The following is a 12333-nucleotide window of genomic DNA, read 5'->3' on the forward strand; positions in this document are numbered from 1 at the left end:
GATGCTTTACGATCTTTCCCTGCATATGGGTTACACCTACGACACACCGGCCCATGGAGCGCGGCACATCATCCGTGTCCTGCCTTTGTCCATCCCCGGCCGGCAGCGGCTTGTCGCCGGTTCTCTCGATGTTTCTCCTGTGCCGGAAGAACGCGTCGTTTTCGACGACTTCTTCCATCAATCGGCTACCTCCGTGCATCTGCGCGCGCCGCATGAGAAACTGGATATCCGCATGCAGGCGCGCGTGATGGTCGAAGCGGCAGCCCTGACGGCCGATTTTTCACCGGAGCTTTCAAGGTTGCCGCAAGATCTTGCCGATGTCTGGTCGCTCGATTTCCAGTCGCCGCACCATTTCATCGGCGCCAGCCCGAGAATAGGGACGGATGCGGCGATCTCGGCCTATGCGCGGGAATTGCTGAAACCCGGAATGACCATTCGCGAAATCGCGCTTGCAATGTGCAAACGCATCCACAGGGACTTCACCTATGACGGTGAGGCGACGACTGTGGATACGACACCGTCCGAAGCCTTCAAGCTGAAACGCGGCGTCTGCCAGGATTTTTCGCATATCATGATCATGGCGCTGCGCAGCCTCGGCATTCCCGCCGGTTATGTCAGCGGCTTCCTGCGCACCATTCCGCCGCCGGGCAAGGAACGCCTGGAAGGCGCCGATGCGATGCATGCCTGGGTCCGCATCTGGTGCGGCGAGGCCACCGGCTATCTGGAACTCGACCCCACCAATGACATCGTGGCCGGAAGCGACCATATCGTTGTCGGTTATGGCCGGGACTATTCCGACGTCGCGCCGGTGATCGGGGTATTAAAGAGCTATGGCAACCAGCAGATAAAGCAGGCCGTTGACGTCATCCCCGTCCAGCAATGACGCAGGGTGTGTTATTTCGAGCTTTGCACAAACCAATTCTTGAAAATACTTCAAAAACTGCACCAATTTGAACGCTGCATAAAATTGAACCCACCACGTTAGCGGATTTTACATCGTTTACGGGTTTCCTGCGCTCAGTCGTCTATTCTTATCGGTGAGCCCCATCATGACCGCCTCCGCCCATCAAAAACTGAAGCGCCGTTTCCTTGCCGATACCAAGGGCAATTTCGGCATCATGACGGCGATATTGCTGCCGGTATTGCTGGGCTTTGCCGGAGCCGGCATGGAACTGGCGAATGTGATGCAGGTGAAAGCGGACTTGCAGAATACGGCGGATTCAGCGGCCCTTGCGGCGGCGACCGAGGCTCGTTTGAAGGAAGGCGCATTGACCGACGAACAAATCAAGGAGATCGCCAAGGCCTTCATCGCCAGCCAGCTGGAAAAGAACCTGACCGAGGAAGAGAAGAAGGCAATCGAGAAGAATTCGCCAATCAATGTCGGTACGACGGAAGATACCCGTGGCAAGACTTACACAATCGAGACCACGATCAACCGCGAGATACAGCTCAATCCCCTTCTTGGATTAGTCGGGGTAAAAACACTCGAAGTTTCGGCAACCGGTACCGCAAAGAGCACGGTCAACAAGGGCGCGCCGATTTCCATGTACCTGGTGCTGGATCGCTCGGGTTCTATGTCCTTCAAGACCGATACCGTCGACACAAAAAAAACGTCGTGCCAGAACTACACGTCCGATAACTGGGGCAGCTATCCCAATCTCAAGAACACATCGCCCTGCTATGTCAACAAGGCCGCATCGTTGAAAACCGCAGTGGGCTTTCTCGTCGCCACCTTGAACAAGGCCGATCCTACCTCGGCCCTTAGTGGCGGTTCCCAGCTCGTTCGAACAGGCGCTTCGGTTTACACCCACGAGAGCTACGCCGCTCAGGCAATCAACTGGGGTACGAGCGGCGTTGTCAGCTATGTGGACAAAAACATCCCGGAATTTCCATCCGGTGGCACGGACGCCACGAGCGGTCTGAACGCCGCTTACGCCGCCCTGAAAAAGGCGAATACAACCGAAGCCAACGCCCACAAGGCGAAGAAAAGCGAATCCTTCGAGCGTTACATCGTTCTCATGACGGACGGCGAAATGACGGGGTACAGCGCCAATTGGAACTCCACTATCGACCAGACGGTACGCAACACCTGCGATACGGCCAAAAAGGACGGCATCAAGATTTTCAGCGTGGCCTTCATGGCGCCGGACAAGGGCAAATCCCTGCTGCAATATTGCGCCTCAAACCTCGACAACTATTACGCGCCGGAAAATATGGAGCAGATCGTCACCGCCTTCGGTGAAATCGCCCGCAAGGCCGCCGGCAGCATTGCCACGCTAACCAACTGATGAAAAGCTCCGCGAGCGCACCGTGAAACGGTCGCGCTTGCAAGGAGCGATGCTTCCTGGCGATTCTGTTCGGCTGCATGGCTGGCAAGGCGTGAGCGGCAGGTGACAGCGGCGGCGGCCCGTGGCATAGGAGGGCACTCCCATTCCCAAGGCCCCGTCATGATCCGCATCGAAAATATCAGCAAGTCGAACAGCCACCGCATTCTTTACATCGAGGCCTCCGCCGCGCTCAATCGCGGTGAGAAGATTGGCCTTGTCGGCCCGAACGGTGCTGGCAAGACCACGCTGTTCCGGATGATCACCGGCGAGGAACAGCCCGATGAGGGACAGGTCGTCGCCGAAAAGGGCATGACGGTTGGTTATTTCAATCAGGATGTCGGTGAAATGTCCGGTCGCTCCGCCGTGGCCGAAGTCATGGAAGGCGCCGGCCCGGTTAGCGAAGTGGCGGCCGAGCTCAGGCAACTGGAAGCCGCCATGTCCGATCCTGACCGGATGGACGAGATGGACGCCATCATCGAACGTTATGGCGAAGTGCAGGCGCGGTATGAGGAGCTGGACGGCTATGCGCTGGAGGGCCGTGCCCGCGAGGTTCTGGACGGCCTCAGCTTCAGCCAGGAGATGATGGACGGTGATGTCGGCAAACTTTCCGGCGGCTGGAAAATGCGCGTGGCGCTCGCCCGCATTCTTCTGATGCGCCCGGACGTGATGCTGCTCGACGAACCCTCGAACCATCTCGATCTTGAAAGCCTGATCTGGCTCGAGGATTTTCTGAAGAATTATGACGGCGCGCTTTTGATGACCTCGCACGACCGCGAATTCATGAACCGCATCGTTACCAAGATCATCGAGATCGACGGCGGCAGCCTCACCACCTATTCCGGCGATTACGGCTTTTACGAACAGCAGCGCGCGCAGAACGAAAAACAGCAGCAGGCGCAGTTCGAGCGCCAGCAGGCCATGCTTGCCAAGGAAATCAAATTCATCGAGCGCTTCAAGGCGCGCGCCTCGCATGCAGCGCAGGTGCAGAGCCGGGTGAAGAAACTCGACAAGATCGACCGTGTCGAACCGCCGCGCCGGCGCCAGACGGTCGCTTTCGAATTCGCACCGGCACCCCGATCGGGTGAGGATGTCGTCGCGCTGAAAAAAGTGAACAAGGCCTATGGCAGCCGCACGATTTATGGTGAACTGGACTTCATGGTACGCCGTAAGGAACGCTGGTGCATCATGGGCGTCAACGGCGCTGGAAAATCGACATTGCTCAAACTGGTGACCGGCACAACCGAGCCGGATTCCGGCAATGTCACGCTCGGCGCCAGCGTCAAGCTCGGTTATTTCGCCCAGCATGCCATGGATGTTCTGGATGGTGACAGCACCATTCTCGAATGGCTGGAAGAACGCTTTCCGAAAGCCGGGCAAGCGCCGCTGCGCGCCCTTGCCGGCTGTTTCGGCTTTTCCGGCGACGACGTGGAAAAACGCTGCCGCGTCCTCTCCGGCGGCGAAAAAGCCCGCCTTGTCATGGCGGCAATGCTGTTTGATCCGCCGAATTTCCTCGTTCTGGACGAACCGACGAACCATCTCGACCTCGACACCAAGGAAATGCTGATCAAGGCCCTGTCGCAATATGAAGGCACGATGCTATTCGTTTCCCACGATCGCCATTTCCTCGCCGCGCTTTCAAACCGGGTGCTGGAACTGACGCCGGATGGTATCCACCAATATGGCGGCGGATACACGGAATATGTGGAAAGCACCGGACAGGAAGCGCCGGGCCTGCGGAGCTAGCCAACGACCGAACGCATAAGGCGCCGCGACGGCGAGTTTCTTAACCGATACTGGAGAAGCAGATGCGGATCGTGGTCTATAGCGCCAAACCCTATGACAGGCAGTTTCTTGACGCCGCAACCCCGTCCGGCATGCGGATGCAATATTGCGAAGCGCGCCTCTCCCTTGAGACGGTGGCTCTCGCCAAGGGAGCTGCCGCGATCTGCGCCTTCGTCAACGATGATCTGTCGCGACCCGTGCTCGAGAAGCTGGTGGAGAGCGGCGTGCGGCTCGTCGCCCTGCGCTGCGCCGGCTTCAATCAGGTTGATCTCGCGGCGGCCGAGGCGCTCGGCCTGACAATCGCGCGCGTTCCCGCCTATTCGCCCTATGCAGTCGCCGAGCACACCATGGCGCTCATCCTGGCGCTCAACCGCAAGATTCATCGCGCCTATAACCGGGTGCGCGAAGGCAACTTCGCTCTTGATGGTCTGCTTGGTTTCGATCTGCACGGCAAGACGGTCGGCATCGTCGGCACGGGAAAGATCGGTGCGATTTTTGCGCGCATCGCGGCCGGCTTCGGTTGCCGTCTCATCGGGCACGATCCATATCCGAATCCCGATTGCGAGGCCCTGGGCATGGTTTATGTTGCCCGGGAGGAATTGCTCCGCACATCGGACATTCTTGCGCTGATGTGCCCGCTCACGCCTCAGACCCGCCATCTGATCCGCAGGGAAACGTTACCACTGCTGAAAAAAGGCGTGATGCTCATCAACACCAGCCGTGGCGCAATCATCGATACGCGTGCCGCGATTGCAGGTCTGAAGGATGGCACGATCGGCAGTCTCGGCATCGATGTCTACGAAGAGGAGGCCGATCTCTTCTTCGAAGATCTTTCAAACGACGTGCTGCGTGATGATGTGTTCGCTCGACTGCTGACCTTCCCCAATGTTCTGGTCACTGGCCATCAGGGTTTCTTCACGCAGGAAGCTCTCAAGAATATCGCGGACACCACGATCGGCAACATCCAGAGCTTCTTCGACACCAGCAAAGCCCTGCACGCCGTTTCCACCCAGCAGCTGGCAAACCCAGCCTGAACTCCGTTGCAACCGACCGAAAGCCTCTCAACAGCGAACCGAAATCGTCCTTGGTGCAATTGCCGGTTTCAAATCTCCGGTATAGGTTTCGGCGATCTTTTGATACGTCTTCACAACGGACCGGTCGGATAACAGATGCAACTCAAGGACTGCTACAATTTCCACGACTTTCGCCGCATGGCGAAGCAGCGTCTTCCCGGACCGATCTTCAACTACATAGACGGCGCCGCCGATGACGAGGTGACGTACCGCCGCAACACGGCCGCCTTCGAAAACTGTGATCTCGTTCCCGACGTGTTGCGCGGCGTCGCGGATGTGGACATGTCTGTCACCGTCATGGGCCAGAAGCTGGCGATGCCGGTCTATTGTTCCCCGACGGCGCTGCAGCGGCTCTTTCACCATCAGGGTGAGCGGGCAGTCGCGGCGGCGGCGGGAAAATATGGCACCATGTTCGGCGTCTCCTCGCTTGGCACCACCAGCCTCGAGGAAGCGCGCCGCATCAGCGGCGGGCCGCAGGTCTATCAGTTCTATTTCCACAAGGACCGTGGCTTAAACCGCGATATGATGGCGCGTGCCAAGACTGCCGGCGTGCAGACGATGATGCTGACGGTGGATAGCATCACGGGTGGAAACCGCGAGCGGGACAAGCGAACCGGCTTTGCCATTCCCTTCAAGCTCAATCTGTCCGGCATCGCGCAGTTCGCAATCAAGCCTGCCTGGGGCATTAATTACCTGACGCATGAGCGCTTCAGCCTGCCGCAGCTTGACGGCCACATCAAAATGGATGGTGGCGCGCTCTCCATCAGCCGCTATTTCACCGAAATGCTCGACCCTTCCATGAACTGGGACGATGTGGCGCAGATGGTGCGCGAATGGGGCGGCCCCTTTTGCCTGAAGGGGATCATGTCCGTCGATGATGCAAGACGCGCCGTCGAGATCGGCTGCAGCGGCATTGTGCTTTCCAATCACGGCGGCCGCCAGCTGGATGGCTCCCGCAGCGCCTTCGATCAGCTCTCCGAAATTGTCGATGCGGTCGGTGACCGGATCGACGTCATGATGGATGGCGGCGTGCAGCGCGGGACGCATGTTCTCAAGGCGCTCTCTCTCGGGGCGAAGGCCGTGGGGCTTGGCCGCTATTATCTTTTCCCGCTCGCTGCCGCCGGGCAATCCGGTGTGGAGCGCGCTCTTGAGCTGATGCGTATCGAGATCGAGCGCGGCATGAAGCTGATGGGTTGCACCACGGTCGATCAGTTGACGCGCCGGAACGTGCGGTTTCGCGACTAAGGTGGGTGGACCCGAAACATTCCAATCAGCGAGCCAGAGTAGTGTTAGAGCCGGCCACTGGCATCACATACCATTTCGGCCGCATTTCGCCGATGTTCCAGAAGCGCCGCGCCGATACTCCAGATAAGCGCCAGACAAATCAGCCCGCAGACACCGCCCGCCATCAATGAACGATGGCGCCTGGTGCCGGAAAGAAACAGCCATCCAACAATGGCGTAGGCCACGAGCGCCGGCACGGCTGCGATCAGCACGGACATCGGCCCATCGCAATCAACGGCATCAATGCCGATAGCACGATATTGATTTGGCGTTCCCAACACCCCAAGGGCTGCAACGGGAAACATTGCTGCTAAAACGGCATAACGGAAGAATCGAGGCGTATCGGGCATGGCTTCTCCATAGCCGGATAAAAACTGTGCGAACCGGCAAGAGACCCGGTGAATGGACGTTTGCCGACAGCCGCAGCTTCACAATCCTTTTTCTGAGTTATGGGGTGAGGATTGCCCGCTTTTGCGGAGAAATCCAGCATTTTGAACAACGCGATCTTGGCAGGTCATGCAGATTATGACTATAGTTGCATCGTGCAACCATAATGGATTTCAGCGTGTCTCAGCAACCCTTCCCCATAAACGACATCCGCTCCACCTCGCGACGCCTTGTCCGCGAACTCGGTTTCATGGGCGGGGGTTTCGCTGGCACCGATTTGCCGCCCTCTGCCGTCCACGCCCTGATTGAGCTTGACGCCTGCCCGGGCATCACGGCGCGTGATCTGGGCAAGCTGCTCCGGCTTGAGAAATCAAGCGTCAGCCGCATGCTCCGCAAGCTTGTTCTATCTGGTGATGTTCTGGAGGAGACGGACAAGGAGGATAGTCGTATCAAACGGCTGTATCTCACCGGACAAGGACAGGAGCGGGTTGGAGCAATTCACGGCTTTGCAAACCGGCAGGTCTCGAGCGCCATGATGCGGCTTACGCCGGCGGACGGACACACGATCCTCGAAGGGCTGCGCCTTTACGCCGATGCGCTGGGAGACCGGGGCGAGACCGCTGCTCCCGCGATCGAAATCGTCGAGGGTTACAGGCCGGGCCTCATTGCCCGCATCACGCAGATGCACGCGCTCTATTACGCCCGGACATCGGGTTTCGGCCAGCGCTTCGAATCCGTTGTCGCCGAAGGCCTCGCCTCCTTTTGCAACCGGCTCGAAAGCCAAAAAAATGCAATATGGGTCGCGATGCGGGGGCAGGAGATCATCGGCTCCGTTGCCATCGACGGCGAGGATTTGGGGTCCGGTATCGCGCATCTGCGCTGGTTCATCGTCGACGATGGCGTGCGTGGAGGCGGGGTCGGACGCCGGCTGCTGGCGGCTGCCCTTGCCTTTGCGGATGAAAAGGCCTTCGCTGAGACCCATCTATGGACGTTCAACGGCCTTCTGGCCGCACGGCATCTTTATGAAGCCAATGGTTTTACGTGTATGGAGGAACATCCGGGCAGCCAGTGGGGAAGCGAGGTTCTGGAACAGCGTTTTGTCAGGCACCTGAAGGGTAAAGCTGTTTCCTCCGGCAGCGATTAGACGCTGCTCAGCAATAGGCTGGTTTCGCTGTTCGAGACACCGTCTATCATGCGGACCTCGCGCAGCACGCGATCAAAATCCGAAAGGCTTCCGGCGCGAATATTGGCCACAAGGTCCCAGTTGCCATTGGTGGTGTGCAGCGAGGAAATCTCTGCGATGCCACGCAGCTTGCGGATGACCTGTGTGGTGGATTTTCCCATGACCTCGATCATCATGACCGCATGCACCGCCCGGTCATCATAATCCTCACGCACACGCACGGTAAAACCAAGCAGCGTGCCGGTTTCCGTCAACCGGTCCAACCTGTTTTGAACTGTACCGCGCGCCACGCCCAATGCATCGGACAGCTTGGCCAGCGAAGCGCGGCCGTCGACCCTCAGATGGGCAATGATTTGCCGGTCTAGCTCATCGGGTATGTATTTGGCGATGCTCATTGAAATTCCTGACAGAATTGACAACAGGACTGAGCATATTGTGCAAAATAGTTTCAGAAATAACAAGATTTTGCGATTTCGGTTGAACAGGCGGAGCGGATATCCTCATTCCAGCAAGTGAGGAGTTGCCTATATGCCCCTGTCCCCATCCGCCAAAGCCCTTATCCCCTTCGTCAGCGTCGAAAACATGATGCGCCTCGTGCATCATATCGGCATCGAGCAGATGCTCGTTGAGCTAACCGACGCCATCGAAGCCGATTTTCGCCGATGGGAGTGCTTCGACAAGACACCGCGCGTTGCCTCCCACTCGCGCGAAGGCGTCATCGAACTGATGCCAACATCAGACGGTGAGATTTACGGCTTCAAATATGTGAACGGCCACCCCAAAAACATGGCCGAGGGGCTTCAGACCGTGACCGCCTTCGGCCTGCTTGCCTCCGTCTCGACCGGTTATCCAGTGCTTTTGACCGAGATGACGCTCCTGACGGCGCTGCGCACCGCCGCCACCTCGGCAATGGCCGCCCGCCATCTTGCACCGAAGGGTGCCGACACCATGGCGATGATCGGCAACGGAGCACAGGCGGAATTCCAGGCGCTGGCCATGAAGGCGGTACTCGGCATAAAGGAAGTGCGCCTTTACGACATCGACCCCCGCGCCACCGAAAAGACAGCCGCGAACCTGAAAGGGAGCGGCCTGACCGTGACCCCATGCAAATCGGCGCAGGCCGCAATCGAAGGGGCCGGCATCGTCACCACCTGCACCGCCGACAAGCAATATGCGACAATCCTGACCGACAATATGGTCGGCACCGGTGTGCACATCAACGCGATCGGCGGCGATTGCCCCGGCAAGACGGAACTGCACAGGGATATATTGCTGCGTGCCGACACCTTCGTTGAATATCCGCCGCAGACGCGTATCGAGGGTGAAATCCAGCAGATGGACCCGGATTATCCGGTGACCGAACTTTGGAAAGTGATCGTCGGCGAAGCCGAAGGACGGCAGGACGCACGCCAGATCACCCTGTTCGACAGCGTCGGTTTCGCCATAGAGGACTTTTCCGCACTGCGTTACGTACGCGAGAAGCTGGAGGGCTCCGCCTTTTACCAGGAGATCGACATCATCGCCGATCCCGATGATCCACGCGATCTCTTCGGCATGCTGCAACGCGCCCGGGCCTGAGGAGCAAGGTGATGAAAAAAACCTATTCCATTCAGGCTCCAGCCGCGGTCGTGATGGTGCGTCCGCACCATTTCACGGTCAATACCGAGACCGCAGCCGACAACCGGTTTCAGGCAACGCCCGACAGCGGCGAGGACTTCAGCGCCATCGCCCATGCGGAAATTACCCGCGCCGCACAGGCGCTGGAAAGCCATGGCGTGACGGTGCATCTCTTTGAAGACGAAGGCAGCCGCACACCGGATTCGGTCTTTCCCAATAACTGGTTTTCCACCCATGCGGGCGGCCATGTCGCCATCTATCCGATGAAAGCCGAAAGCCGCAGGCTAGAGCGGCGCCAGGACGTTATCGAGATGCTGAAAAACCGCTACCGCGTTCAGGACATCATCGATTATTCCGGCCTGGAGCCGGACGGCCTGTTTCTGGAAGGAACCGGCGCGATGGTTCTCGATCATATCGACCGTGTCGCCTACGCCGTACGCTCCGACCGCACCGATCCGATCGCGCTCGAACGCTTCTCGACCCATTTCAATTTCGAGCCGATGGTGTTCGACGCACGCGACGAGGCCGGCGTGCCGGTCTACCATACCAATGTGCTGATGTGCATCGGCACGGATTACGCGATGATAGGTCTCGACATGATCGCCGACGGCCTGCGGCGCGCGGAAATCGTCAACCGGCTCGAACGCTCGGGACGACAGGTCGTCGCGCTTACCAACGCCCAGATTCGCAGCTTCGCCGGCAATGCGCTGGAGCTACAGGGACGCGACGGCCGCATCCTGGCGCTCTCCACCACCGCATTCGCGTCGCTCACCCCGGCCCAGATAGATACGATCCGCGAGAGCGCCGTTCCCGTGCCGCTGGATATACCAACAATCGAGAAGGCCGGCGGTTCGGTGCGCTGCACGCTTGCCGGCATTCATCTGATGCCACGGTGAGAGAGATCAGAAGGCGAGTTGAACCTTCATCGACCTGCTTCTGTCACCGGCGGCTTCAAATGCCGCAACCGCCTCTTCCAATGGAAAGGTTCCAGTCAGCAGGGGCTTCAGGTCGACACGGCGCTGGTTGATGAAATCGACGGCAAGTCCGAATTCCTCATGAAACCGGAACGTGCCCTTCATCTCGATTTCCTTGGCAACCACCATGTTCTGCGGAATGGACACATCGCCGCCGAGACCGAGTTGCACCACCGTTGAGCGCGGTTTCAGCGCCTCCAGACCCGAACGGACCGCTCTTTCATTGCCGGACGCCTCGAATTGCACATCGAAATAGCCCTTGTTTGCCGAATAGGCAGAGAGCGCATCTGAATCACTGGCGACATTGATGACGCGGTCGGCGCCGATGGCGAGCGCCTTTTGAAGAACCGCATCCATGACATCGGTTGCGACGATTTCCCGGGCGCCATGGGCGCGGGCGGCGATGATGGCAAGTGCACCGATCGGCCCACAGCCGGTGACCAGAACGCGTTTGTCGGTCAAGGCACCGGCGCGGTTGACGCCATGCAGCGTTACCGCGAAAGGTTCGGCCATGGCCGCTTCATGAATGGAGACGCCATCCCGCACCTTGTGGCACTGATAGGCCTCGGCCACGAGACGCTGACGAAACGCGCCCTGAATATGCGGCATGGGCATGGCGGAGCCATAAAAGCGCATGTTGAGGCACTGGTTCTGCTGACCCTTCAGGCAGAATTCGCAATGGTTGCAGGGCCGGCTCGGCGATACGGCAACACGGTCGCCAACGGCGAGGCCAGAGACACCCTCTCCCAAAGCCTTGATGGTGCCGGCCACCTCATGGCCAAGGATCATCGGCTCCCGCACGCGTACGGTGCCGAAGCCGCCATGATTGTAATAATGCAGGTCGGAGCCGCAGATGCCACCCGCTTCGATGGCCACATCGACCTGCCCCGGACCGGGCTGCTCGGTCTCCCGTTCCTCGATCCGCAGATCCTTCGCCGCGTGGATGACAACCGCTTTCATAGTCTCTCCTCCCATGAGGGTTCGGCGTGGCGGCTATTGCCGCCAGACCCTTTCCCTGGACTTGTCTCAGATATCGACCACGAGGCCCTTGGCTTTCAGAACCGGCTCGAGCTTGCTGACCTCGATCACCGACTTGCCCTGCTTGTAGGCTTCGATGTAACCGGCTTCGGCATCTTCGCGGGCCTGAGAAAGCTTGGCCGCCTCCTGCGCTTCCTCGCGCCTGACGACCACCAGCCCATCGGCATCGCCGACGATGATATCGCCCGGATTGATGATTTCGCCGCCGACAATCACCTGGTCGTTGACCGCCGCAATGGTCTCCTTGACCGTGCCCTTGATGCAGACGCTGAGCGAGAAGACAGGGAAGCCGAGGTCCCGCAGCTGCAACGTATCGCGCACGCCGGTATCCGTCACCAGGCCGCCGATGCCTTTTGCGAGGCAGGCATTGGCGAGAACGTCGCCGAAGGAACCGGCTTCTTCATATTCGCCGGCGGAAACGACGATGATGTCACCCGGCTTGGCATAGTTGATCGCAAGCTGCAGCATGATGTTGTCGCGCGGCGCGCATTTCACCGTGAAGGCCGGGCCGCAAAGCTTCATGCGATAATCGACCGGCTTCAGCCGCGAGGACAATGCGCCGCGACGTCCCTGCGCCTCATGGATCGTGGCGGGAGAGAATTTGGCAAGGGCGTCGACATCCGCCTTGGCCGGACGCTGCGCGATATCTTTAATGTGGATCATGAAAA

Annotated in this window: 12 protein-coding genes; 8 read left to right on the plus strand and 4 right to left on the minus strand. The window is 59.1% G+C overall.

Going from position 1 to position 12333, the window contains the following annotated elements:
* The first annotated feature begins 1 nt into the window (after position 1).
* The 5 genes from AGR13A_RS18805 to AGR13A_RS18825 all read left to right on the plus strand — a co-directional run bounded on the left by AGR13A_RS18805 (position 2) and on the right by AGR13A_RS18825 (position 6427).
* Positions 2–883 (plus strand): transglutaminase family protein, encoded by an 882-nt coding sequence (locus AGR13A_RS18805; protein ID WP_080840318.1) that lies wholly within the window; start codon positions 2–4, stop codon positions 881–883.
* Between the two features lie 166 nt (positions 884–1049).
* The gene (locus AGR13A_RS18810; RefSeq protein WP_080838573.1) at positions 1050–2288 is read left to right on the plus strand and encodes a TadE/TadG family type IV pilus assembly protein; all 1239 of its coding nucleotides are present in this window, start codon (positions 1050–1052) and stop codon (positions 2286–2288) included.
* A gap of 159 nt (positions 2289–2447) precedes the next feature.
* Positions 2448–4070, plus strand: coding sequence for a ribosomal protection-like ABC-F family protein (gene abc-f / locus AGR13A_RS18815; protein ID WP_035225030.1), 1623 nt, complete (start codon positions 2448–2450; stop codon positions 4068–4070).
* A gap of 62 nt (positions 4071–4132) precedes the next feature.
* Positions 4133–5143, plus strand: coding sequence for a 2-hydroxyacid dehydrogenase (locus tag AGR13A_RS18820; RefSeq protein ID WP_080838578.1), 1011 nt, complete (start codon positions 4133–4135; stop codon positions 5141–5143).
* A gap of 135 nt (positions 5144–5278) precedes the next feature.
* Positions 5279–6427 carry an alpha-hydroxy acid oxidase gene (locus tag AGR13A_RS18825; protein ID WP_035225034.1) on the plus strand — a complete coding sequence of 383 codons (1149 nt, stop codon included), beginning with the start codon at positions 5279–5281 and terminating at the stop codon, positions 6425–6427.
* Positions 6428–6471: 44 nt separating this feature from the next.
* On the opposite strand, the gene AGR13A_RS18830 is transcribed toward AGR13A_RS18825, so the two are convergent.
* Entirely contained in the window at positions 6472–6816 is a 345-nt protein-coding gene (locus AGR13A_RS18830) for a hypothetical protein (protein ID WP_080838583.1), read from the minus strand.
* Positions 6817–7019: 203 nt separating this feature from the next.
* Between AGR13A_RS18830 and AGR13A_RS18835 the strand changes: the two genes are divergently transcribed.
* Positions 7020–7997: a MarR family winged helix-turn-helix transcriptional regulator gene (locus AGR13A_RS18835; protein ID WP_139786097.1), complete on the plus strand. Its 978-nt coding sequence runs from the start codon at positions 7020–7022 to the stop codon at positions 7995–7997.
* On the opposite strand, the gene AGR13A_RS18840 is transcribed toward AGR13A_RS18835, so the two are convergent.
* A complete protein-coding gene (locus AGR13A_RS18840) occupies positions 7994–8431 on the minus strand; it encodes an Lrp/AsnC family transcriptional regulator (protein ID WP_046799006.1) in 438 nt (145 codons plus the stop codon). The genes AGR13A_RS18835 and AGR13A_RS18840 overlap by 4 nt on opposite strands.
* A 133-nt stretch (positions 8432–8564) precedes the next feature.
* On the opposite strand from AGR13A_RS18840, the gene AGR13A_RS18845 reads away from it, so the two are divergent.
* A complete protein-coding gene (locus tag AGR13A_RS18845; RefSeq protein ID WP_080838586.1) occupies positions 8565–9614 on the plus strand; it encodes an ornithine cyclodeaminase in 1050 nt (349 codons plus the stop codon).
* A gap of 11 nt (positions 9615–9625) precedes the next feature.
* Positions 9626–10549, plus strand: a complete 924-nt coding sequence (gene ctlX, locus AGR13A_RS18850; RefSeq protein ID WP_080838590.1) for a citrulline utilization hydrolase CtlX — start codon at positions 9626–9628, stop codon at positions 10547–10549.
* Positions 10550–10555: 6 nt separating this feature from the next.
* On the opposite strand, the gene AGR13A_RS18855 is transcribed toward ctlX, so the two are convergent.
* Both AGR13A_RS18855 and AGR13A_RS18860 read right to left on the minus strand, forming a co-directional pair.
* A complete protein-coding gene (locus AGR13A_RS18855; RefSeq protein WP_080838594.1) occupies positions 10556–11587 on the minus strand; it encodes an L-idonate 5-dehydrogenase in 1032 nt (343 codons plus the stop codon).
* A gap of 66 nt (positions 11588–11653) precedes the next feature.
* Positions 11654–12328 carry a 4-carboxy-4-hydroxy-2-oxoadipate aldolase/oxaloacetate decarboxylase gene (locus tag AGR13A_RS18860; RefSeq protein ID WP_003519667.1) on the minus strand — a complete coding sequence of 225 codons (675 nt, stop codon included), beginning with the start codon at positions 12326–12328 and terminating at the stop codon, positions 11654–11656.
* Between the last annotated feature and the right edge of the window lie 5 nt (positions 12329–12333).

The organism is Agrobacterium genomosp. 13 str. CFBP 6927, assembly GCA_900012615.1.
In the GTDB taxonomy this organism is placed as follows: domain Bacteria; phylum Pseudomonadota; class Alphaproteobacteria; order Rhizobiales; family Rhizobiaceae; genus Agrobacterium.